20 protein-coding genes, 2 tRNA genes and 1 other RNA gene are annotated in these 24,579 nt (G+C 41.7%); 13 read left to right on the forward strand and 10 right to left on the reverse strand.

What is annotated here, in order from left to right; all coding sequences use genetic code 11:
- Window positions 1-558: 558 nt before the first annotated feature.
- The 8 genes from V7K98_RS09300 to V7K98_RS09335 all read right to left on the reverse strand — a co-directional run bounded on the left by V7K98_RS09300 (window position 559) and on the right by V7K98_RS09335 (window position 8,527).
- A tRNA-Leu gene (locus tag V7K98_RS09300) sits at window positions 559-631 on the reverse strand.
- Window positions 632-662: 31 nt separating this feature from the next.
- Window positions 663-1,385 carry a hypothetical protein gene (locus V7K98_RS09305; protein WP_335020982.1) on the reverse strand — a complete coding sequence of 241 codons (723 nt, stop codon included), beginning with the start codon at window positions 1,383-1,385 and terminating at the stop codon, window positions 663-665.
- A 268-nt stretch (window positions 1,386-1,653) separates the two neighbouring features.
- Window positions 1,654-1,854, reverse strand: coding sequence for a hypothetical protein (locus tag V7K98_RS09310; protein WP_012407952.1), 201 nt, complete (start codon window positions 1,852-1,854; stop codon window positions 1,654-1,656).
- A 112-nt stretch (window positions 1,855-1,966) separates the two neighbouring features.
- Window positions 1,967-2,036: transfer RNA gene (locus V7K98_RS09315), tRNA-OTHER, on the reverse strand.
- A 116-nt stretch (window positions 2,037-2,152) separates the two neighbouring features.
- Window positions 2,153-2,236: a transfer-messenger RNA gene (gene ssrA, locus V7K98_RS09320) on the reverse strand.
- A gap of 255 nt (window positions 2,237-2,491) precedes the next feature.
- Window positions 2,492-3,988, reverse strand: coding sequence for an aldehyde dehydrogenase family protein (locus V7K98_RS09325; protein ID WP_335020984.1), 1,497 nt, complete (start codon window positions 3,986-3,988; stop codon window positions 2,492-2,494).
- 276 nt (window positions 3,989-4,264) lie between these two features.
- Window positions 4,265-4,987 carry a cyclase family protein gene (locus V7K98_RS09330; protein ID WP_335020986.1) on the reverse strand — a complete coding sequence of 241 codons (723 nt, stop codon included), beginning with the start codon at window positions 4,985-4,987 and terminating at the stop codon, window positions 4,265-4,267.
- A 288-nt stretch (window positions 4,988-5,275) separates the two neighbouring features.
- A complete protein-coding gene (locus V7K98_RS09335; RefSeq protein WP_442940408.1) occupies window positions 5,276-8,527 on the reverse strand; it encodes a PAS domain S-box protein in 3,252 nt (1,083 codons plus the stop codon).
- A gap of 542 nt (window positions 8,528-9,069) precedes the next feature.
- Here V7K98_RS09335 and V7K98_RS09340 point away from each other — a divergent pair.
- The 6 genes from V7K98_RS09340 (at window position 9,070) to V7K98_RS09365 (ending at window position 17,906) form a co-directional block, all read left to right on the forward strand.
- Complete coding sequence (locus tag V7K98_RS09340; RefSeq protein ID WP_335020990.1) at window positions 9,070-11,613, forward strand: proteasome protein; 2,544 nt, start codon at window positions 9,070-9,072, stop codon at window positions 11,611-11,613.
- Window positions 11,614-11,666: 53 nt separating this feature from the next.
- Entirely contained in the window at window positions 11,667-12,479 is an 813-nt protein-coding gene (locus V7K98_RS09345) for an Rpn family recombination-promoting nuclease/putative transposase (protein ID WP_335020992.1), read from the forward strand.
- A 266-nt stretch (window positions 12,480-12,745) separates the two neighbouring features.
- Entirely contained in the window at window positions 12,746-13,003 is a 258-nt protein-coding gene (locus V7K98_RS09350) for a type II toxin-antitoxin system RelN family antitoxin (protein ID WP_335020994.1), read from the forward strand.
- Window positions 12,993-13,358, forward strand: a complete 366-nt coding sequence (locus V7K98_RS09355) for a type II toxin-antitoxin system RelE/ParE family toxin (protein ID WP_335020996.1) — start codon at window positions 12,993-12,995, stop codon at window positions 13,356-13,358. Before V7K98_RS09350 ends, V7K98_RS09355 begins: the two co-directional genes overlap by 11 nt.
- A gap of 311 nt (window positions 13,359-13,669) precedes the next feature.
- Window positions 13,670-16,642 (forward strand): molecular chaperone, encoded by a 2,973-nt coding sequence (locus V7K98_RS09360; RefSeq protein ID WP_335020998.1) that lies wholly within the window; start codon window positions 13,670-13,672, stop codon window positions 16,640-16,642.
- A gap of 172 nt (window positions 16,643-16,814) precedes the next feature.
- Window positions 16,815-17,906, forward strand: coding sequence for a hypothetical protein (locus V7K98_RS09365; protein ID WP_335021000.1), 1,092 nt, complete (start codon window positions 16,815-16,817; stop codon window positions 17,904-17,906).
- An 87-nt stretch (window positions 17,907-17,993) separates the two neighbouring features.
- Here the strand turns inward: V7K98_RS09365 and V7K98_RS09370 are convergent, their stop codons facing one another.
- Window positions 17,994-18,173: a high light inducible protein gene (locus tag V7K98_RS09370; protein ID WP_012407945.1), complete on the reverse strand. Its 180-nt coding sequence runs from the start codon at window positions 18,171-18,173 to the stop codon at window positions 17,994-17,996.
- Window positions 18,174-18,396: 223 nt separating this feature from the next.
- Here V7K98_RS09370 and V7K98_RS09375 point away from each other — a divergent pair, with 223 nt between their 5' ends.
- The 4 genes from V7K98_RS09375 to trpD all read left to right on the forward strand — a co-directional run bounded on the left by V7K98_RS09375 (window position 18,397) and on the right by trpD (window position 21,171).
- Window positions 18,397-18,690, forward strand: a complete 294-nt coding sequence (locus tag V7K98_RS09375; RefSeq protein ID WP_335021001.1) for a hypothetical protein — start codon at window positions 18,397-18,399, stop codon at window positions 18,688-18,690.
- Window positions 18,691-19,095, forward strand: a complete 405-nt coding sequence (locus V7K98_RS09380) for a type II toxin-antitoxin system VapC family toxin (RefSeq protein WP_335021003.1) — start codon at window positions 18,691-18,693, stop codon at window positions 19,093-19,095.
- A 13-nt stretch (window positions 19,096-19,108) separates the two neighbouring features.
- On the forward strand, window positions 19,109-19,996 hold the full coding sequence (locus V7K98_RS09385) for a DNA adenine methylase (RefSeq protein WP_335021005.1): 888 nt from the start codon (window positions 19,109-19,111) through the stop codon (window positions 19,994-19,996).
- A gap of 83 nt (window positions 19,997-20,079) precedes the next feature.
- Window positions 20,080-21,171: an anthranilate phosphoribosyltransferase gene (trpD, locus tag V7K98_RS09390; protein WP_335021007.1), complete on the forward strand. Its 1,092-nt coding sequence runs from the start codon at window positions 20,080-20,082 to the stop codon at window positions 21,169-21,171.
- On the opposite strand, the gene V7K98_RS09395 is transcribed toward trpD, so the two are convergent.
- Window positions 21,101-22,141, reverse strand: a complete 1,041-nt coding sequence (locus V7K98_RS09395) for a retropepsin-like aspartic protease family protein (protein ID WP_335021009.1) — start codon at window positions 22,139-22,141, stop codon at window positions 21,101-21,103. The two genes, trpD and V7K98_RS09395, sit on opposite strands and share 71 nt — an antisense overlap.
- Window positions 22,142-22,385: 244 nt before the next feature.
- Here V7K98_RS09395 and carA point away from each other — a divergent pair, with 244 nt between their 5' ends.
- From carA to V7K98_RS09410, 3 genes are read left to right on the forward strand one after another with little or no spacing between them, the layout of a single operon-like run.
- Window positions 22,386-23,552 (forward strand): glutamine-hydrolyzing carbamoyl-phosphate synthase small subunit, encoded by a 1,167-nt coding sequence (gene carA / locus V7K98_RS09400; RefSeq protein WP_335021011.1) that lies wholly within the window; start codon window positions 22,386-22,388, stop codon window positions 23,550-23,552.
- A gap of 16 nt (window positions 23,553-23,568) precedes the next feature.
- A complete protein-coding gene (locus tag V7K98_RS09405) occupies window positions 23,569-23,715 on the forward strand; it encodes a hypothetical protein (protein ID WP_335021012.1) in 147 nt (48 codons plus the stop codon).
- 14 nt (window positions 23,716-23,729) lie between these two features.
- A complete protein-coding gene (locus tag V7K98_RS09410) occupies window positions 23,730-24,095 on the forward strand; it encodes an STAS domain-containing protein (protein WP_083782327.1) in 366 nt (121 codons plus the stop codon).
- Window positions 24,096-24,579 lie beyond the last annotated feature (484 nt).

Genomic DNA, 24,579 nt, shown 5'->3' on the forward strand with positions numbered 1-24,579 from the left:
GATGTTGCACGCGGGGCGATAAAGTCACCGCGCAAGTTGTAGAAGCATTGTGTATAACTTTTGCAAAATTATGTAAGCTTCTGCGATCGGGGCGCGGCAACAACTGCCAGTTTTGATGTGATTTGAACGAAATTAGATATTGTAGAGTGTGTTAGAACGGAGTTCGTAACGCACTATTAGGGTTTGATGCGTTACGCTACGTATATTTTCAGAAATCAAACCGGATTCCTCTACTCCCTAAAAGTAGTAGCTGCGTAAGCTGCCATCATATCTGCCACTATTGCGACAGCACTTCTTGAAAGCAGCGACCAGAACCACAAAGACAAAGGTCATTGTTACCAAGCTTTTCTTGTAGTTCCTTGTCGCCATGAACAAGGCGATGGCCACGTTTAACAGCTTTTTCAGATGGGAAGCCACGACGACGTTTGCTCGATACTTCAAAAGCAGAAATCGTCGAAATCTTCAGGCTCGATGTTGAAAGAATTAATCTTTTTCATCGTTCTCACCTCCATATTTAAATGAAATAAAATCACTTCATGCAAGTCGAAAAAGCTGTTGTTTCACACACGGGATTTGAACCCGTAGTTGCTTGATCTTAAGTCAAGTGCCTTACCATTCGGCTAGTATGTAAGCTTTTTCAGTTAGGGCACGAAGTGAAAGTTTTAGGTTTTAGAAAGTTGATTTAAAATAAATCGAATTTCTTTCTTGTTACACTGTTTTTTACTAACAGCGTAAATCATTCGACCTGTATATGCCACAGAACGATGAATTATACCTTTGACAGCATCCGTCACATAATGAGTGGGTGGCAATGGCAAATCTTCAAAGGTAATTAAATACCAAATCTCATTTAGCTTCTGGTATTCATGATAATTATCAATGATGAGAATATCAGTTTGTTCCGGTTTTTGCTTCTGCTTTCGAGATATTTTCTCGACTGCACAAAGAATTCCGGTTTCAGGATGGATATAGAAGCGATCGCGGTGGTTTGTATTTAGCTGATTTCGATACCCTTGGTAAGGCTTGCTATAAAAGCCACCATCAATTATTTCCACATGGCGTTCAACGTAGTCCCACACATGATCGATAACATGCTGTCCTGCCATTGTGTTGGGATCTAATCGTTGACACAGTTGGCTGTAAACTTCATTCCAAGGCTGTCCGACTTGCGATCGCAAAAACCGCCGCAGAGGGCCGAGATGATCCGAAAGATACTTGGATTTATTTATTGGTTTAATCAGGTAAGGATTCAACAATCCATCCTGAATTGCATCCTGGGTGATTTTGTATAATTGCTTCTTAAAGCCAGTAATCTTTTTGAGGCTAATTCTCCTCCCACCACGAGGACGTTCAATCACAATCTCGCTCAAACGATGTTCGCTCATATCTCACGTTGTTTAAATTCAGTTGTTCTAATTGAGTTGTTATTAAACATGAGTTAGCTAACATCATTGAACTCACCTCTGTATTGAGTAAAGGTTATAGATAAATACAATTCAAATAATTGAAATTCCGCACAAGTTAGCAAAGCATTTTTCACAATTGCCTATACCAATTTGGCTACGCTCCCATTAGCGGGAGCGGCAGGAATTGAACCTGCATTCCGTTGCCGGAGAGTGTGTAGACTTCACAAGTTAGGGCGCGGAATAAAATTTAACCATAGACAGCTTCAGGGCGGACGATCAAATCACCACTAGGACGGCGATCGATTACGTAAGCAGAAAGGCGATCGCTATTCACATCTAAATGTCGAGCGACACGCTCTTTCACCGCCACATCATTCATCCCTGCTGCAATTCCCAATTGGGTTTTTGGGACATCAACAGAACGTCCTTCAAATCGAATATGAACCATTGCAATCACCTCTTTTTTAATTACGAATTGATATAAATGGATCTGATCGGGATTGAACCGATACCCTCCCTGTGAGAGTTACACTCACACCTCATGCAAGTTGAAAAAGCTGTGGTAACACCGCAGGAATTGAACCTGCACTTATCGTTCATATACGATCGCTCTACCATTGAGCAAGTATGTAAGCTTTTTCTGTCAGGGCACAAGTGAAATCTGGGAACTCTACCGTTAGAGCTACAGACCCAAGTTTGTATAATTGCTAAGGAAGCGTCTACACAACTTCAACCGCAGTCAAGTTTGGTGGAGCCGTCGGGAATTGAACCCGAATCCTGCAACCGTCCGTTTGTTGGCTTCGGAGCAGTCGAACACCAATCGCGGCCCCAAAAGTCGCATCTATGCAATTGTCAAGCTTCTGAGAGCTTTTAGTTTTGCCTTTTGTTGTCGTCTTTCTTTTCATACTACATTTGTAGTATGAATTCTCCATGATGTCAAGGGGATACTACAAATTTCGCATTGGAATGCGTGTTATTTAGATTCTCTCTTCTAAAACTCTTACTCCCCTTCCCTCGTAGGGAAGGGGCTGGGGGTTAGGTCTTTTTATATAGTCTACTCAACTGAAAATCGCTGTACTACAAAACTAACTACGGTTATCTATCTGAGCGCGTTGCAAACTTCCAGAAAAATCAACATAAACGCTTTTCCATTCAGTGAAAACATCCAAAGCAGTAGTTCCAGCTTCTCGGTGTCCGTTACCGGTTTGTTTCACACCACCAAAGGGCAAATGTACTTCTGCGCCAATAGTAGGGCCGTTAATATAAGTGATACCTGCTTCGATGTCGCGCATGGCAGTAAAAGCCCGATTGATATCGCGGGTGTAAACTGAAGAAGAAAGACCGTAATTGCTATCGTTGAGAATTGCGATCGCTTCCTCAAAAGAATTAACTTCAATTAATGCCACCACTGGCCCAAATATCTCTTCACGGGCAACTCGCATATCGGGAGTTACACCATCCAAAATAGTTGGTTGAAAGAAGTAACCCTTTTTCAATTCGCCTTCACTAGCAATTTCTCCACCAATTAAAACCTTTGCTCCTTCCTCACGGGCGATATCCAAATACTTGCTCACCTGTTGGAGTTGCTTTTCATTGACAATCGGGCCAATATCTGTATTAGGGTCATTACCAGCACCCAAGCGCAACTTACTGGTACGCTCATAAAGCATGGTGGTAAATTTTTCTTTAATATCACGATGCAAAATCAGGCGACTGGTAGCCGTACATCGTTGACCAGTTGTGCCAAATGCTCCCCAGACTGCACCATCTAAAGCAAGTTCCAAATCAGCATCTTCCATCACCACTTGGGCATTTTTACCACCCATTTCCAGACAGACACGTTTGTGAGTGCGTCCACAAGTAGCGCCGACAAAAGCCCCCGTTTCTGAAGAACCAGTAAACGATACTAAATCTACATTGGGATGTTCAACTAAAGCTTTCCCCGCTTCTTCTCCGACACCATGCACCAAGTTAATTACTCCTGGTGGTAAACCAGCTTGTTGGAAAATTTCAATCAATTTAGTTGCACAAGCGGAGGTATCTTCAGCAGGTTTGAGGATGACTGTATTGCCACACACCAATGCTGGCATCGCTTTCCAGCAAGGAATTGCCACAGGGAAATTCCAGGGAGTAATTAAGGCACAAACTCCTATAGGCATCCGCACAGTCATGGCGAATTTATTAGACATTTCCGATGGTGTGGTTTGCCCAAATAGTCGCCGTCCTTCGCCAGCAGTGTAAAAGGCACAGTCAATACCTTCTTGCACATCTCCCCTAGCTTCTGTCAGGGGTTTACCCATTTCTCGACTGATTAACTGGGCAAGTTCTTCTTTATGCTGGAGTAATATTTCCCCGACGCGAAAGATATATTCTGCCCTAGCTGGTGCTGGAACTATGCGCCAACTGCGGTAGGCTTTACGGGCTGCGGCTACTGCTGTATCTACATCATTAAGTTGGGAACGAGGGAATGTGGCAACCACTTCGGTTTTGTCAGCAGGGTTGCGACTTTCTAAACTTGCTTCCCCTACAGCACTCAACCATTTACCATCGATGTAATTGCGGCAAGATAGCGGAGTTGTCATCTTAAAAATCCCTGGGTGTACTAATACAACTTCTGTATGAAGAACGAACCGCAAAGGAGAGGCAGCGCGGTCTTGGGGGTCTCCCCCATGAGCGACTGCCGTCGCAAAGGACACAAAGAAAGAAATAAGAAGCCGAGAAAATTTTGCGAGACTCTGCGTACCTTTGCGTTTACTTTGCGTTCCTTTGCGTTTAAAAACGCTACGATTTTACACAAAGCTGTACTAAGTTTGCTTGCTTTCTAGGTTATCCTCAAGTTTATAAAATTGGTATAAAAATTAAGGGACTAACGCCAATACTCCCACAGGAGAACCAGAACCACCACGCAACCGAAGAATACCGATCGCTAAAGTAGTACCTTTAGGTGGTAACTGATCCAAATTGGTCAGATTTTCCAAAACAATACGCGGTTTTTCCAATACGAGGCGATTAGTAGCAAAAGTGTTATCCTGTCCGGGGTCTACACCATGAGTATCAATTCCGACTCCAGCGATTTGCCGTTCCTTCAGCAAGAATTGAGTTGCATCGCTACCAAATCCAGGAAAATGTGCAATGCCTTGAGCATCATGATTTAGAAATGCACTTTTATCAAACCACTTTTTTTGCCAACCAGTATTCAGTATAACTACGCAGCCTTTAGATATCTCACCGTATTCTTCTTCCCAAGCCACAACATCGGCAACAGTCAGGGCATAATCAGAATTCACGGCTGTGGCTTGGCGAATATCTATGACCACCGCAGGTACAACTAGAGATTGGGCAGGGTATTGGTCAATTCCCATACTATAGCTATGAAAGCTGTTAGGGGCGTTTATATGGGTAGCGCTATGTTCCCCCAAGGCGAAACGTCGGAGGTAATAGCCATCATTATTAAGTTCAGCCACAGTTTCAAATTCTACTGTAGGATCTCCAGACCACTGGGGAATATCTATGTCAATTACGTGACTTAGATGAATAACACGTGTGTAGGTGATACTATTTTGATTTTGGGGTTGTATCATCCCAGCCTTCTACTTTACTTGTATTTAGGGATTTGTTTTAAGGTGCTATCGTCTGGGTTAGGCTATGCCGACGCAAAGAGAGTAATGCCATTACAATATTTTTCAATCAATTGAACTGTAATATTTCTAGTCCTAACTCCTTATTTTAGTATAAATAATCCCCCCAATTCCTGTAAATTTTAGGTTTTTGGGGGGGGGTAAAATGTTGCAGCAAAAAGTGAATTGATCTTAGTTAACAACCAATAGGTTAACTTTTGGATTAAGAAAAGATTAAAGTTCTATCTATGTTCAAGGTTGCCCATGTAGTGGAATCATAATGACAAACTCCGCACCTTCTCCTGGTGCTGAAATACACTGGATTTGTCCGCCGTGTTTTTTGACAACAATTTGGTAGCTAATTGACAACCCCATACCCGTGCCTTTGCCCACGGGTTTTGTAGTAAAGAAGGGGTCAAATAAGCGTTTGCGTACTTCTTCAGTCATACCTAAACCATTATCGGCAAAGCTAATGATTACACGGTCTTCTTCGATGAAGGTACGAATGCGAATTTGGGGAGAAGTCATCTGTTTAGAGTTATTTGCTAATGACAAATGACTAATGACAAATGACTCTTCTAAAACATCGATCGCATTTGCCAACAAATTCATAAATACCTGATTCATCTGTCCAGCGTGACAGACTACTGGTGGTAGGTTGCCGTAGTCTTGGATTACTTGGATTTCGGGATTTCCTGATTTGGTTTTCAGGCGATTTTGCAACAGCAGTAAGGTGTTATCAATACCTTCATGAATATCTACTGCTTTGGTGCCGTCTTCATCAAGGCGAGAAAAATTGCGTAAAGATAAGACTATCTGCCGAATGCGTTCGGCTCCCATGTTCATAGAGTCGAGAATTTTAGGCAAATCTTGCTTGAGAAAGTCTAAATCAATATTGTAGATTTGTTCGTGAATCTCTGGTGTTGGTGGGCAGTGACTTTGTTCATAAAGTTCTACCAAGTGCAACAAATCCTTAGTATATTCACGAGCATGGGTAATATTGCCGTAGATAAAATTGACGGGATTATTGATTTCGTGGGCAATACCTGCAACCAATTGTCCCAAACTGGACATTTTTTCAGTTTGAATCAGTTGGGCTTGGGTTTGTTGAAGTTCTAGCAGTGCTGCTTCTAATTGCTGGGCTTTGTCTTGGGCTGTTTGGGCAGCAATGCGACTTTGGGTGTAGAGTTTCGCTTGGTCAATAGCGATCGCTAATTGAACTGTAACTGCTTGTAGTAATTCTACTTCGTTGTCCAGCCAAGGACGGAAGCCACTACAAGAACCACAGCTAAATGCACCTATTTCGCCAGATTGGGTGTGTACAGGTAGCGACATAAAGGCAGTGAAACCGAAATCTTGCAAAAATAGCTGGGCAGTGCGATCGCCCACAGTCTCAACATTATTAATGCGGATGATTTCTCTATTCAAGGTTTTGGCGGCGATGAGTTCGATTTCTCCATTCGTTGCTTCTTGCTCGTTAAGCAGACAGGGTAAAGAGGAACTTTTCGCCTCGTATACTCTCTCCCAGTAGGGAACCTCAACCTCTTGTCGATACCAAAAGAAGGCGCAGCGATCGATCTGAAATAAGTTACGAATCTCCTGCACTGCGGTTTCCACAATGTAATTAAGATCCAAGGAAGCTCGAATCTGGTTAGAAAGACGATTGAGTAATGCTTCCCGTTGGGCACTTTCCCTGAGTGCAACTTCTGCTTGTTTGCGCTTGATGCCAATAGCAATTTCTTGGGCAGCAAATTCTAGGGCTTTAAAAGTTGATTCTGTTAGTGTGTGGCGAGAAAACATCGCTATTACCCCTACAGTTTCATCTTCAACAACCAGGGGATAGCCAGCGAAGGCAACCATACCCTCTTGCTTTGCCCATTCTTTGTTACCCACGCGGGGATCTGTCTGGACGGAGTTCGTCTGGTGAGGTTTGCCCTCTTCGGCAATTAAACCAATTTTGAATTGACCCACTGGCACACATCTATGGGGCCCATTAATGTGGGTATACATTCCCGAACTGACTTGCAACTCCAATATGTTCTCTTTTTTGTTCAACGTCCAGATGCGACCAAAGGCTGCATCAAGATGTTCAACTAAAGCGTCAGTGCAACGGCGCATCATGTTTTGTAAGCTGTCACTCTGGGTAAGGGCCGCGTCTACCTCGGCACGAAAATTTGCTAAACGCGCGCGTTCTGCTAAAGCTTCTTCTGCTTGTTTGCGATCGGTGGTGTCATAGCAAATACCAACGAAGTTTATAACATTACCATTGGCATCTCTAATAGCAGATGAGTTGCTGGTATGCCATCGCCAAGTGCCATTTTTGTGTTTTATTCGATATTCAATTGCGTCTTGCTTTTCGGTTGTTGTCGCAATTTTTTGGAAATAATCTGCACAGATATGTACATCGTCGGGATGTATGAAGGGAACAAAAGATTGACCTTCAACTTCTGCAACCTCATGCCCAAAAGTTTCAGTCCAGTTAGGAGAAACGTAAGAAAATATCCCTTCAAGGGTCAGGGCAAAAATAATGTTATTGGCGTTTTCAATAATGGTGCGAAACTTGGTATCGCTTTCTATTAATGCTGCTTGTATTTTGTCTCTTGTGTCCCGGACAAGAACTATGATTTGCTGGTCTGGTAACGGCAATAACCTAGCTTCAAAATTATTATTTCCTTGTAAGAACGGTAAGGTATATTCAAAACTGACTGAAGATTGAGTTTCAAGTACTTGAGTTATTGCTTGCTGGTAGCGATCGCTAACAGTAGTCGGTAGGCATTCTCGCAAACTCTTGCCCTGAAAATCTCTTGTGGAAATATACAGGTTCTCTATCTTACCTGGCTTATAATCCAAAATACATCCATCAGCATCAAGACGAAAGTATAAATCAGGAAGCACTTCCAAAATTGCTGTCAGTTCTGATGTTTTTTGGCTTAACTGGGCTTCAACTACTTGGCGTTTTGCAGTTTCAGCTTCTAGGTTTTTCAGCGCTTTTGTTAACGCTCCGTTCCTTTTTTGGGATGCAATATTTTTTAGAAAAAGAGATAAATTTGTAGATGCTGATGAGCTTTCTTTCAGGGTAGTTTGACTTCCCACTATCAGCACTTCTGTTATATCCACACAATAGCCTATGTAACCGACAAAGCTACCATCTACGGCGAATCGTGGTGCGGCTGTATCTAAAATCCAGCGATATTCGCCATCAGCCCGACGCAGGCGATATTGTCTCTGAAAGGAATCATGTCCAGCGAATGCTTCAAAATATATATTGTCACATCGCTCTTTGTCTTCTGGATGGACGCTACAAGCCCAGATATTGCCTATCTCCTGTCCTCGCAGAGATGCAGACCCGCCTGTTGTTAAATATGTTCCAGTAAATTCCAGCCAATTGGAATTTAAATAACAGTAAAGTGCATTGTATCCAGCCATCCAAATCATTAGAGGAGTAGTTTCTGTCTGTCGGCAAAATACTTTTTCATCCTGTGGTATTTCTCCTGCTTCGACCATGATTTGGTTAATGTAGCTCTGCACCTTTTTAGAAAACACTTTTGCCTGCCTGCTCTGCCTAAATTATGAAGGGAATAGTCTGAAAATAGAATTTGTTAATAAATCGATATCATCTTGATTACGGTCTATTATTTATTTTAATACTTTATTTGTTTTTATACATGTAATAATTCCTCTTCTATTATAAATTAAATTCAAAAAAAGATGAAGCTATTATTAAGATTAGCTTCATCTTTTTCTGATGGAATTTAAACTATTCATCTGTCAGGAAAACTATTTAACTATGCTTATTCTAAAAATTACCTTTAAATTCATCTTAGCCATGTAATCATATTATCCAAAACCTTATTTAGCTTCACAAAAACTATATGACTCGCTATGAGGCATTTACATCTTTATCATAAATTCATAATAATCGGTAATTTCATATCAAATAAATATTGATTTTTTATCAAGAAGAATCCAGCATGAATTAGAGTGCTGGCGACTATTTTTTTATGTTATAAAGCTCACAGAAATTCATGTTAGGCGGGAACTACTTTATGGAACCAGATAAACTGGGCCGTTTTAAGGAGTACGGCGAATTCATCCTCCGAAAGATAGATTCTGTGCCCCAGCACCCTTCAAAACAAGAAGATTGGGTTCCAGCTAGTCTTGATGACTGTCTCCTGCGTCTGCGATCGGCTGCCCAGAAAACTGTAGACCTTGCAACTTCACCTGTCAAAATTGGGGTGATGGGGGAATTCAGTAGTGGTAAAACTTTACTTTTAGGCAGTCTAATTGGATATGCAGATGCTTTACCAGTCAGTGAAAACCCCACTACAGGTAATGTTACTGCAATACATATCATCCCGCAAGATGACTTTGCAACTACTCAATTAAGTAATTTTACTGTAGAGTATCTTTCTCACGAAGGGGTACATGAGTGTCTACGCTTCATGCTGGGGGAAGCCCATAAACGCACGACAGCAGCAGGGCTTCCTCCGATACCAGTATCGAAACTCAACTCTGGCAAAGATATTATTGGTTGGTGTGAGGAAGCTTGGAATAGTAGTAACAATTTAGAGTTGCGTTATTTACTCCGGGAGTTGGTATTATTCCTGCGGGCTTATCAAGCTTATGGGGAAGTAATGTGTGGTGGGCATTACCAGATTGATGCTATTACCGCCCGTGAAGGGCTACAGCTGGTTGAACAGCCAATGGCAATCCAAAGTCTGAAATTTGAGGATTTACCGCCAGCGCATATCCGATTACCGAGTCCACCCCAAAGGCTACCAACAAAGTTATTGCAGAATAGCTTCCCACTTATCCGCCGTGTAGATATCGATGTGAAAATCTCACGGGAAATTTGGGATTTTACAGGTGCTGCTAAATTTATTCTGATTGACTTTCCAGGATTGGGGGCTGCTAATTCGGGGGCTAGGGATACCTTTTTGTCACTGCGGGAACTGGCAGAAGTACAAACAATTTTGGTATTGCTAAATGGTAAATCTCCCGGTAGCGATCGCGCCAATAAAATTTTCACCATGATGCAGCAGCAGCGACCGGGACAAGACCTGAAAGATTTAATTCTCGTAGGTGTGGGTCGCTTCGATCAACTCCCCCTAGACAGTGAAGGTGGCGAAAGAGAACTTGACCAACTGATTGAAGATAGTCCACTTTTAAAAGAAGAAACCGTTTTCCAAAAACTCAAAGTTCTGCAAACTACCATTGACGGTGCAGAAGCCTTTACAACTCAAAAAGACCGGATAGTTTTACTGTCGCCATTGTTGGGACTAGCTGAATTAGCAAAACGTTCTAGTACCGTCAAAGCCGGCTCGCCAGATTTTTTGGCTAACTTAGATTATCCTGATTACCTAGATCGGTCTAAACGGCTACAAGATAAATGGGAGCTATTAAGCGAACGGCTGTTAGACAGCGATCCCCGTAGTAATTTAGGTAGACAGCTAGGTTATTTTGGTCAAGATGGGGGACTTAGTAAGCTGCGGGAATTGATTCAAACTCACGTAGCTACTCACGGACTGAAGCAACTGTATGAAGATACTCGCAGAGCGGCTGATGTGGTGAATCAGCAACAAGATCACTTGAAGGACATCATAGACGAAATTCACGAGCAAGGTATCCCCATAGGAGATAGCCCCGCCTTTATCGAGTTGCGCTTTGTAGTCGAAAGCTTGGATAAAATCTACAGGAATTTTCAAAAAGATTTAGGGACAGAACCACTTAAAGACCGACGCGGTATTGTCGTCAGCGATGTAGTTAAAGACGAACTCACTTTTAGAATCCTCAATTGGAACCAGTGGACATTACTCTTCAACAAAGCCAGCAATGGAGCGATCGCTCTGGCAGAATCTAAAGGTGCGGCTGGTAAATTATTCGATCGGGGAAACCGTGTAAATACTTCCATTCCCACCAAAAGCGATGATTTTTATCCAGTATTTGAGAAAACCGTTAAAGAAGCAGAAGATTTTGCCCGCGATCGCATTCATCAAGCAGTGGTAGATTTGTTGAACCAATTGTCAAATTATGTAGCCGCAGAACGCGAACAATTGCAGGCATTTTTCCATCCAGAAATGGAGCAAGAAATTGAAGAAAAATTTGGTTTTGAAGATGCCGATCTCTTTTACAAGTTATTGCTAGGATGCGATCCTAACGAATGGAAGGAAGCAATTCTTTCGGAAATCACTAGTAAAGATAAAACCGTTGCACCTGAAACCATCTTTCCTCTAGCACGTCAAGACGAGAAACACAACGTTGGTCAAATCTTTGACTGGGCACCAGAAAAAAGCCAGGGTTTATCTAGATCGAGCAATCACCAACTTTTAGTACTGCGGCTGCGAGATGAAATAACTGCTAGTGCTAGTCTCCATCTTGTGCAGTATGTTAGTGAAGTTAATCAGCAGATTAATTCCGAATTAGAAGGCATTTTGGATCAAATTATTCCTAGTTTGCAAAACCTTTCCAAAAAAGAAACTTTGCTGAGATATTTAGCGGCTGGAGATTTAGCACCGGAAATAGCAATTCCTACTTGGTTACAGATTCTTTCAGAAATTGCTGCTGTTTCTTACTTAGATGATTTGAGATAAGCTAACTCAGAAAATGACTGATTGCGATCGGGTAGGGATATGAGGGTGTGTTTGTGAGACGTGATGCTATTTTTTATACAATTTTCAAGCGTGTCCCTGGGTTGCTTTTCGAGTTGTTAGAACAGCCTCCAGCCGAAGCTGCTAGCTATCGCTTTGAATCAGTTGAAGTTAAAGAACCAACATTTCGGATTGATGGAGTATTTTTACCTCCACCTAATGCAACATCTCAGACGATCTTTTTTGCTGAAGTACAATTCCAAAAGGATGAGTTACTATACCATCGGTTTTTCTCCGAATCGATGTTGTATATGTATCGGAACCCATCGCTTTATGATGACTGGTATGGGGTAATTATTTTACAGTCCCGCAGCTTGGAACCGGAAAAAACCACTATTCACAGATCATTGCTGAACAGTTCGCAAGTACAAAGGATTTATTTGGATGAGTTAGGTAGTCCTGATGAGCAAAAAGTAGGTATCAGTTTGATGCAGTTAACTATTGCCTCAGATACTCAAATGGTGCAAGAGGCGAAACGTTTAATTGAGCGGGTGCAACAAGAACAGATAACTGTTTTAGCTAAAAAGGAGATAATAGATGTAATCACAACGATTGCTGTTTATAAATTTGCAAACTTAAGTCGTGAAGAGGTAGAGGCAATGTTAGGAGTTAAGTTAGAAGAAACTAGGGTTTATCAAGAAGCTAAACAAGAGGGAATAGAAGAAGGGCGAAAACAAGCAAGACTTGAACTTGTACCTCAGTTCTTAGCTCGTGGTATGTCGATAGAAGAGGTTGCCCAGTTACTTGATTTAACCATCGAACAAGTAAGACTTGCAAATGAGCAAGAATCTTCAACATCAACTTTATAACTGCCGCAATTTTAATAGCGATCGCACTTTAGCCTTCTACATCTCGATAAAATGTAAATTTCTCCATCTTTTGGGCTGTAATGCGTTTAAGACAGCAGCGATCGCTGAGGGCTATGATGTACTTCATGTCATTAGGAAACGCCATAGGACATCTTACCTAGTTGAACAACATAACTTAGATATTGAACAGATCGTAAACTTCAATTCCCTGATGCTGCTTGAATTTGGGCGTGTTAAAATCTCCTACAAAACAAAGTAAATAACGAATGAAAGCGATCGAAGTTACTGGCAAAATTGACACTCAGGGAAACCTAGTCCTAGATGAGCCGATTCAAGGAACAACTTATCCTCATCAGGTGCGGGTGATTGTGTTGGTTCCAGAACCAGCAGAAATAGAAGAGGTTGATCCTGACGACACACCCGTTGAGGAGATTAAAGCCAGCTTGAGAAGAGCCTTGCAGCAAGCAAAAGCTGGGCAACGTCTGCCACTATCCCAAATGTGGGAGGGAATCGATGCCGAATGAACAGCTATCGGTATTAATCGATTTAACTCCAGAATATAAACAAAACTTGCGCGATCTTTCTAAGAGATTTCGCAATATTCGCTCTGATGTTCAACCAATTATCTTGGAATTACAACAAGGAAGCTTTATCGGAGATAGGATTGGAGGCATTGGTGAGGAATATGTTGTTTATAAAGTGAGAGTTCGCAACAGTAATATCCAAAAAGGTAAGAGTGCTGGATACCGATTAATTTATCAAGTTGAGTCACCTACAAGTATTTTGCTACTAACGATTTATGCCAAATCTGATCGAGAAGATGTTGGTGCAAATGAAATCCGAGATATTGTGACTGATTTTTATGGTAGTGAAGGTTAAAACGGGAGCATCTCACATTTGGAAAGTTTTTAGGAGTGTGAGATTCGAGTTTGAACACAGCTACACAGCAATACAGTTTTTCACGAAATTTGATCGTGGTTAGCATCCTTTGCAGCCTTTTTGAACTACTTTGCGGTTAAAACTGACTCATCTAGTGCGGAGATAATGCTGCCATAATCTCAGAAACTTATGCTAATTTGAGATTTTAGATTAAAAATCTTTACTGTCAATATTATCTAAATTTGTCATATTATGGTATATTTCCACAGTTTTTAGCCAGCTATAAACAAACAATAGAAAGTGATAATATAATGAACCCTTTTCAACTGAATAAATATAGCGATAGCGAACCAGAGAAACAACAAAAAAGATTTCCGGGATGGTTTGCTTTAGATTTTGGTACGTCAAACTCCACAGTTACACTTTTCGATCCGATCGAAGTACCGATCGCAGAAATTCTCCCAAAAGAACAGGAAATGCGGTTGCGCGATCGCTTATCACAATGGCTAAGTTCCCCCGCTTCAGTCGCTTTACCAGATGTCAGCGATGATGATTGGGCAAAATTCATCACAGAAATTAGCAAAAATCTGGAGATAGATCCAGAAAAGTTGAGTGAAGTATTTGAAAGTGACAATAAAGAGCGCTTTTTAGAAGCAATTCGCCAAATTGAGCTTTCTTTAGGAAACAGCGAAAGATTTCGCCGTGCTGTCAGCAAAAAACTTTACCAAATTTATCATGAAGTGTTCCGCGTTCCTACCCTAGAGTCGCAAAATCTGATCCCAGTTGTGCTAGATATCGATCGCCGCGATACGGAAATTCCCAGCGAGTTAGAAATTTCGCAGTTAGGGGACTTAAAACTGCGGATGGGTAGGGAAGCTAGAGATAACCGCAAAAAAGCGATCGCCCAAGGTACAAGCAGTTCTTTAAAGGAAATTATCAGCAGATTTCACCATTCGCCCAAACGTTATTTTGGTCAGGAGCGATCGTTTTCAATTATTGTAGATGGTGAAGAAGAAATAATTACCGCTAATCAACTAATTCAATCTGCTTGGGCGCATTTAATCGAGTTAACTGAAGATTACCGCCAACGCGCCCAACGCAGATTTTCAGAAGGAACTTTTTTAACAGCTGTTGTCACCTACCCCACCGTCGCCCCACCAGTTATTCGCAAAGAAGTTAAGGAGTTTGTTGAGCAATTGGGAATCGATGATGTCCAAATTGCTTATGATGAAGCCGTTTCTGTAGCGATATTCTTTTTGTGGCGAGAATTTGGCGGTAATCTTAATATTGGCATTGAATCATTCAAAACTCGTTGCCGTCAAGTCGGAAATAAATGGTCACAAAATGTCCTCGTTTTAGATATTGGCGGGGGAACCACAGACTTAGCTTTAATTGAACTAACTTTAGAAGATAAAACCCCTACCTTTGCCGATTATGAAGATCGGGGTTTAGGAGGACGTTACTATAAACTCACCCCGAAACTATTAGGTTCATCTGGTCATTTACAGTTAGGTGGTGAATTAATTACCCTACGAATTTTTAGATTATTAAAAGTAGCGATCGCAGACTTTTTATTAACAGGAGTAACAATAGGTGATATTGAAAGCGAAAAACTAGAAGATTTAATTAACTCTGAATTAAACGAGCGCTTTTTAGAAAAAGGTAAATTCAAAATTGGCAGCCTTTTAAAATGTCTGGATAAAGAGAATCCAGAAGGTGATATTGCTTATAAAGATGCCCTAGATACTGCCGAGAAAATATTACCTACCCGTTGGCAACAATCACCCCAACGCCTACAATCATTTTATATTCTTTGGGATCATGCAGAAGCTGCTAAACTTAAACTTGGGCAAAAAGCACCAGCAGATAATTCTTTATTAACCTTCACACTTTCTGAACAACAAATTTCTGAACTGCTTACTCAAAGTGCCGTTAAATTGCAAGTCAAAGATCCAAATAGCATCTGCGTCACCCTAGATAACCAGCAATTTGAACGAGCCGCCGTTTCAGGAATTAAAGAAGCGATCGGTATTGCTAAAGGATTGATGGAAAGTCGCTTGCGCCCCGACGATCTCACCAAAGATTCTTGGAATTCCCAAAAAGTTGATTGGTTAATTTTGTCTGGAAAAACTTGTAATTTAGACATAGTGCAACGCCAAATCTACCAAGAATTTAGTAAATCTCCATATTTTGTGTGGAATCCAGAACGAATTACCTTTGTGTTGGAATTTACCAAATTAGCTACCTCTGCTGGTGCTTGCTATGCCGAGAAATTGCGAAGATTAAGATTCGATCCAGAAGAGTCTAAAAGCTTGCTGCGTAAGGGAGCCAACCAACTAGAAATTGATGTCAAAAATCTGTTTTATTATTTGCCTTGTAACTTCAAACGCAAAACTCAAAGTAACGATTTACTAACCATATTCAAGGCTGGACAGGAACTCTATCAACTCGCACCTTGGGAAACTGTTGCTAAAGTTCGGACTGCATGGCAAGGAATCCAGTTAACTAATATTATTTACCGTCAAGACTATGAGGATGGAGATTTACGACTCTGGGGTAGCTTTGACGGTAAAAACCTCATGAATAAACTGGAAATGCAAGAAGCAGAGTTTCTAAAAAAAATTAAAGTCCAGTTTGAAATTGACCAAACCCTTGAATTTAATGTGTTGCTTTGTCAGGGCAATCCCCATTATTTAATTGATATTCCCGGCATTGATTTGGAATCGGTTGTCTCAGAAACATCACCGCTATTTGCTGATGGTAAATTGAACTGGAATATTGCTGTTGAACGTTTCAATAAAGATTTAAATGATGGTGATATTGCCGTCAATGTTATTGAGTCTGCAACTGTCGATCAACCAGATGCCTATCATCTTGTTTTTGAAGTAGGAAATGATGGTAATAAATTGTTCCAAAAATTTCACTATCTGCGCGATGGCGTGACAGAACCAGGAATTGGCTTAATTAGTAATCCCTTACCTCCATTCCCACAAACTAGCCAACACACCTTCTATATTTATCAAACAGACACAGAAACCAACAGCAAAAAATGGATACGAATTGGCGCACTCAGCAAACCAGATGTGACAACAGATTATCCTTGCCAATATCGGGTAACTCTTGACGATCGAGGTATCCTGCGAATGCACGCTGGTGAAATACCTTATTGGACATCAAACAGTCATGAATGTCTAAAAGAAGAGGGATGCGTTTATATTGCTGAATTAGAATTGCAACCCAATGAAGTTGATAAAGAACGCGATCCATTTTGCGGCATACATTAACTCTTGCATTAAACCTCTGCGTTTCTTTGCGTTTACTCCGCGCCTCTTTGCGTTTAAGAATATTAATTTTTTCAACGCAGAGGAGCGCAAAGGTTAGCGCAGAGGAACGCAAAGTTTTACCAAGTTTAATTCGCTACGAATCACATACAGGTAATATTTGGAGGTGATATTTATGCAGCCCTTGCGTCAGTTATTAGATATAGAAAACTCAGAGTTAGCCCGATTACTGCGGTTTAGTTTATATGGACTAGAGGCTACTTTAAATCAGGCTCGTACAGAATTTCCACTAGATCCAGGAGCTAAAATATGTGATGAGGTGCTGGAAGAACTCCATAATCTATTGCAACCTGAAGCCCCGCAGCCAGAGACTGTTTGGGAAGATCCACCAGATGATTTAAAACTAAGTCATCTCCGAGAAGCTTTTAATTCTGACTCAGAACTTAATTATTATCTGGGTAATTCCCAACTACAAAGCACAACGGACTCAGATTTGTGGAATGAGATTCAACGCAAGCTGCTGCGAGTACCAGAAGATTTGGCTGCAACTTGGCGATCGCGCACTTTAGATTTAGCTCAAGAAGTTGGTGCGATCGCAGATAATTCTAACCTCTATCAACTTCCTTTTATCCGCGATGAAATTATCTACCCCGGACTTAGTGGTACTGTTCAAAGTCAGGGCTTGACTTTGTATCAACAAGCACTCTCAAATCCTAGAAATCCTCAAGTAAATGTATCCGATTTACCAGCAGCATTTCTATTTTTATATATGAATTTTATCGAAATAGATCCAGATTTACATCATGCTTTAAAGAGCGTTTTTAGCTTCGATGTCATTTCCTTACACTCCAAACCAGAGCAGCGCGATCAATATATTGATGCTTTAAGCGATCGCTTCCAACGCACCCAAAAAGCTGAAAAAAATACCGATCCCCTGTCAATTCTCCGTGCTTGGATTGACATGGATGAAGCCATACATTCTCTAGTATTTGTACCACCGGCAGAACGTTATTCTTGGTGGGGAAAGCTACAACATGAATCACGACGTATTTTGAAGAAAGTCGCTGATGAAGCAATTAATGCAGGTAATGAAGTGCGAATTCGCCAATTATCGGGACTTTATGCAGATATCTGTACTTCATCCAAGGATGACTTACAACTAGACTGTGGTGGTATTGCTGGCGAAGTCTTAACTTGTCTTCGGGTATATGCGCGAATTAATCAGGATGAATCCCCAGGCCGTGTAATATTTCGCTCATCACGGTAAGAGAATTCTCTGACAAAGGAAAGGCAGACAATTTTACGAATCGCTGCCTTACCTAATCATTTAATGAAGGTGTAAAAACGTTTAAATCTAAAGGATGCCCCAGAAGTGTAAAATCCCTTGACCAGAAAACACTTCAAGCGCAACAGCAGATAAAAAACCAATCATTGCAAAACGACCGTTCCAGTTTTCGCTCTGAGGAGTAAAGCCCCAGCGCAAAGCATTAGGATCTTCTGGAACCGAACCCGTAGTCTTTTTAACGTCTGCCATAAATAATACTCCGAGCTTTTATGTTGTAACAGGTATAACTGCCTGTAAAGTAATGTAACAGATTTTTACGATAATGCAACATAAAAGCAAGGCAAAATTCAGTAGTATATATTACGTGTACGTAATTTTAGGTTAATAGGTTTGCGATCGCCTAACTTATTTTTCAACAATTTTCAGCTACGATGACATCTATAATTACATATAGTAGCTGAGGTGCAGTGCAGTGAGTCAAGTTTTAAGCTTGGAATTAAGTGATGAAGTTTACGCAGCATTGCAGCAGCAAGCCGAGATTTCAGGTGTATCTCTTGCAGAATTAGTAACTACTTCTATAGAACAGCAGTATGGTTCTTTAAGGCATGAAAAGTCGCAAACTGAAATAGAGCAAAAAGCCGCTCGTCAACGCTTCCGAAGTCATGCTGGAAACATTAACCTGGGTTATGCTACAGGAGCAGATAATGAAAGTATTGATGCTGATTTAGTCAGAGCATACAGCGATACATCAGAGGAAACAAATTGAGTGCTTCTACTTGATACATCTGGTCTACTTTGCTATGTCCATAGTGGTGAGCCAGAACATCAAAAAGCAGTTGAGTTTCTGGATAATGTTACCGTGGGCTTAACTCACAGCTATGTTTTGGCAGAGTTTATTGCATTAGCTCAGGTTCGTCGCTTTCCACGTACAGCAGCACTACAATTTATTATTGATTTGTTAGAAAATCCCGATATAGAGACGGTATGGATAGATGAGTTGTTACATCGAGAAGCTATTAAACTTCTAATGGCTCGGCAAGACAAAACCTACTCTCTATGCGACGCTGTTAGCTTTGTATTGATGCATCGGCGTGGTGTCACTGAGGCACTAACCACCGATCGCCATTTTGAGCAGGAGGGCTTTCGACGTTTGTTATTACCCCAAGTATGACAATTCCTAAATTATGCTCAAAAGTCCTTTACGATATCCTGGTGGTAAGTCAAAAGCAATAAATCAAATAGCTGAATACTTGCCAGAGAGCTTTTCAGAATTTCGAGAGCCTTTTGTGGGTGGTGGTTCTGTATTCATTTATTTAAAACAAAAGTTTCCTGATATCAAAATTTGGATTAACGATTTAAACCGCGAACTATTCTTATTTTGGAAGTTTGCTCAATCTGATTTAGCTCAGTTAGTTAAAGAAATTCGGCATATTAAAGTCAAATATACAGATGGGAAATTATTGTTTTTAGAATTAACTAGCGCAGATGTAAATAATTTATCTGATTTAGAAAGAGCAGTTCGTTTTTTCGTCCTTAATAGAATTACTTTTTCAGGAACTGTAGAATCAGGTGGCTTTTCCCAAGAAGCTTTTCATAAAAGATTTACTGATTCTTCGATAGGACGATTAGAAAAACTAGAAGGTGTTTTATCAGAAAATGTGCAAATTACTAATCTCGATTACAGCCACCTATTAAAATCAGCAGGGGAAAATGTATTTTTATTTTTAGATCCACCATACTTTAGTGCTACAAAATCAAAGCTATATGGTAAAAATGGTGACTTGCACACCTCTTTTGAGCATCAGATATTTGCTGAAGTTTTGCAACAATGCCATCATCGCTGGCTAATTACCTACGACGACTCACCGCACATTCGAGAAAATTTCCAATGGGCTAATATCTCAGCGTGGGAATTGCAGTATGGCATGAATAACTATAAGCAGAATGGTGCAGCGAAAGGAAAAGAGCTATTCATTACTAACTACCAAGAACCACTTTATTTGGATAAAAAAGCAAAAAATCAGAAGCTTGTTAATCCAGCTTTGCAGTTGAGCCTTGATATTTCAACCTAATTTTAATAGCGGTCAATTTTCCGGTAGGATAGCTCCCATACCCTTCAACCTAGCTACACCCTACCAAACTACAAACCTTAGCTATGACAACTTTTCCAATCTCTGCTCAAGAAGCCTCTGCTAGCTGGTATATGCTGCTGCAACAATTAATAGATGGCCAATCCTTATCCCGTAGTCAAGCTGCTGAATTGATGCAAGGTTGGCTTAGTGAAGCGATTCCCCCAGAATTATCAGGGGCTATTTTAACAGCACTGAACTTCAGAGGCATTTCTGCCGATGAGTTGACTGGTATGGCTGAAGTATTACAATCTCAATCATCCCCACTCAGCACTCATCACTTACCACTTAGCACTGTAATAGATACCTGTGGCACGGGTGGAGATGGTTCATCAACCTTTAATATTTCTACAGCCGTTGCTTTTGTTGCTGCTGCATCTGGCGTACTCGTCGCCAAACACGGCAATCGTTCAGCGTCAAGTCTCACGGGGAGCGCAGATGTATTGGAAGCCTTGGGTGTAAATTTAAGCGCATCCAGTGACAAGGTGCAAGCCGCATTACAAGAGGTGGGGATCACTTTCTTGTTTGCACCTGGTTGGCATCCAGCACTTAAGGCTGTTGCCCAATTGCGGCGGACTCTCAGGGTAAGAACTGTGTTTAATTTGCTGGGGCCGTTAGTAAATCCTTTGCGTCCAACTGGGCAAGTTGTGGGGTTATTTACTCCCAAACTTTTGGCGACTGTTGCCCAAGCATTAAACAATTTGGGCAAGGAAAAGGCGATTGTTTTACATGGACGAGAAAAACTTGATGAGGCTGGGTTAGGAGACGAAACTGACTTAGCAGTTTTATCAGCTGGAGAAGTGCAGGTAACTACCATTAATCCCCTCGATTTGGATCTAACACCTGCTCCCATAGGTATGCTTCGGGGTGGCGATGTCAAAGAGAATGCGGTGATTCTTAAGGCGGTACTCCAAGGTAAGGGAACTCAAGCGCAACAAGATGTAGTAGCATTAAATGCTTCGTTGGCGCTGCAAGTAGCAGGTACGATGCCTGCGGCGGGCGGGTACGCCATCGCACTACTGGATCACGCCCAAGGGATTAAAATCGCTAAGGATATCCTACAAAGCGGGGCTGCTTGGACGAAGTTGGAGCAGTTAGTTGAGTTTCTGGGGGATTGATTTGCGATCGCAATTGCGGCCGAAACTCTACTACATTCCGTTTAATGGTGACATCGTAGTTACCAAAAAAGTCATGTCCTAAAAGTCCAGTTTCTAGATCCGCACCTGCGATCGCTACTGGTACTTTATTTACTATTACCCCACCAACTGCCATCGAATTAACATAGCCCACAGGAAATTCTACAGCCCTAGAACTAGCGGTGTTGGCCTTAGCTCTCCCCACTGCCACAATTCCCAAAGCATTGGCCATCTCTTGGGTAATGACAGTGCCACTAGCTCCCGTATCCACAATCATGTCAAATTGTTGTTGGCCATTGAAAGTGACTTCCACAATTGGCGTTCCACCAAGTCGCCTTTTAATTGGGGCTGTAAACACTTGCTGATCTGGAATCACCACTGCTGATGAAGGTAAACCTGGCTCTATTGGTAACGGTTTGGTTTCTTGTGAAGGCGAGGTATACTTTGGTGTAATTGCTGTTTGAGGAACCACAACTACTATCCTCTTCCGTTCGGCAAGACGTACAGGGTGAGGAGCAGCTTGTTGTTGGGCGTATTTAATTTGGCGACGATATTCAGTGATTTTGGTTTGAGCGATCGCAAATTCCGGGCTTTGTCGCCGGACTCTTTCCATCAGCGCGATCGCATCTTGGTACTGATTCGCCACCAAAATCCAATCACCTGGAGATTGAGCAGAACGGCTGATACTCCAAGCGCCAACTGCTTTGTCTAATCCTTGTTCAAAAAGACTTGGTTCGCTTTCAGACGGCTCTAGCGGCTGTACTTCTGGAGTAACTGCTGGTGTTGGTGGTTTGACGGCAGGTTCTACTGATGCCAAATCCCCAATTGGCGCGGGTTGCTCATTGCCACCAGTCACAGTGTTCCGTTTGTCTTCACTACAGGCAACACACAAAACCGCTAGAGCGCTTGATACAAAAATTAGGGTTGCACGGGATAAAAAAGACTGAAGCATAATTAATTTTAACCGCCCTAGCTTTGCCAAATCCACTCCCGCCACTTTAAATTCCCAATTTAATTTTAATTAACTATCTAAAAAAATCCCAATTGCCCAACTCATGGGATAATTAACAATCGCAGTATTAGGGAATCGGGAATGGGCAATGGGGAATAGCTAATGGGGAAGAGTTTAGTACTAGCCCAATCCCCAATTCCCAATCCCCAATTCCCAATCCCCAATCCCCAATCCCCAATTTACTATGCCCCTGACTGACGCAATACCTGCTTTACTTGTCTTGGCAGATGGAACCACTTATCGCGGTTGGTCTTTCGGTGCTACGGGAACCGCGATCGGAGAAGTGGTGTTTAACACTGGCATGACCGGATATCAAGAAGTCCTGACTGACCCTAGTTACTGCGGTCAGATTGTCATTTTTACCTATCCTGAATTAGGCAATACTGGGATTAATCTTGAAGATGAGGAATCAGATGGCCCCAAAGTGCGGGGTGCGATCGCGCGGAATATTTGTCACAGTCCAAGTAACTGGCGATCGACACAATCCTTACCAGATTACCTCAAACAAAACCAAGTACCAGGGATCTACGGCATTGATACCCGCGCCCTCACCCGCAAAATTCGGATGTTTGGAGCCATGAACGGTGGTATTTCCACAACCATTCTCGATGAAGCGGAATTGCTAGAACAGGTACAAGCCGCTCCCAACATGGCGGGATTGAATCTGGTTAGCGAAGTCACCACATCAACGGCTTATGAATGGTCAGATCCCACAATTCCAGCTTGGGAATTTAACTCTGAGGCTGCGGAAAATCCTGGGGAAGCCTTTACTGTTGTTGCTCTTGACTTTGGCATAAAACGCAATATTTTGCGACGCTTAGTAAGTTACGGCTGTCGGGTAATTGTTGTGCCTGCTGATACGCCACCAGAAGAAATCCTCAATTACAATCCAGATGGTGTGTTTCTTTCTAATGGGCCAGGCGACCCTGCTGCCGTCACTGGAGGGATTGCAACTGCTAAAGCGCTTTTGTTGAGTCAAAAGCCTATCTTTGGTATTTGTATGGGGCATCAAATCTTAGGTCATGCATTAGGGGCAGAAACCTATAAACTAAAATTTGGTCATCGTGGTTTAAATCAGCCTGCGGGTTTACAACAACGGGTAGAAATTACTAGCCAAAACCATAGTTTTGCTATTGATCCAGATTCTTTACCTACGGCAGTTGTGGAAATCAGCCACTTGAATTTAAACGATCGCACCATTGCCGGGGTACGTCACAAATCTCTACCTGTATTCTCTGTACAGTATCACCCAGAAGCCAGCCCTGGCCCACACGATGCTGATTACCTGTTTGAGCAATTTGTTCAAGCTATGCGAACAGCACGTCAAGCCGCGACAGCCGAGGTGAAATAAAAATGAGGAATGGGGCATGGGGAATGGGGAATGGGGCATGGAGGTAAGGGGGACAAGGAGAACAATCCATGCCCAATGCCCAATGCCCAATGCCCAATGCCCTATCCCAAAAGATTGTAGACAACTTGCTCAAAAACCATCTATACTTGAGCGTTCACTTTAACTCATGAGGAGGGAATTATTGCTGAGCCACTGAATCTAACCGTTAGCCTGAGGGGTACTCGTGAAGTCCGGGATAACTGCCAGCTATTCCGCCTCACAGGTTTGTTAGATGCCTTTTCTGAGCCTACATTTCGCAAAGTGCTTGGCAGTAAGATTGAAGAGGGCCCTAAGCACATTATTTTGGATCTCTCACAAATCGACTTTATTGATAGCTCTGGCTTGGGCGCTCTGGTGCAGCTGGCCAAGCAGGCTCAAACTGCTGAGGGTACTTTGCAAATTGTCACGAATGCCCGCGTAACTCAAACGGTCAAGCTTGTTCGTCTAGAGAAGTTTCTCTCCCTGCAAAAATCAGTTGAAGAAGCTCTAGAAAACGTCAAGTAGTTTTGATTGCTGGAACCGAGAAATAAATTTGGCTATCCAGATTCAACATCGGGTAGCTTAATTTTTAAAACTTCTGGTTTTTTACCTCTCTTCTTGCGGGAGAGGCAAAAAGCCAGTTCAGCTATAATTATGTTTAAAGTTGAGCAAATAACTAGATATCTAGACACCCAATCGTTGGGTACATAATTTTTGGCTAGAACATCGGATAAATAATCAAGTCTGAAAAAGTTATAAAAAATACAAAGTTAACATATTTGTATATATAAACTCGACTTGATCCTATATAATTGAAAATTGTCGCTTACTAAGTAAGTATGACAATGCGATCGCTTAACAGGGTTAATTTGATGTTCAAGTTCTACCCGATATTAGACACAGACTACAATCAGAAGTAGGCAAAACTCAGTTCATGGGCGTTAACATCAGGGTGATTTTCAATACTAACTCTCAATCAAAAAGATGAAATTAGGAAGTAATTTTGATA

Origin of the sequence: Nostoc sp. (assembly GCF_036917435.1) — a bacterium.
Lineage (GTDB): Bacteria > Cyanobacteriota > Cyanobacteriia > Cyanobacteriales > Nostocaceae > Nostoc.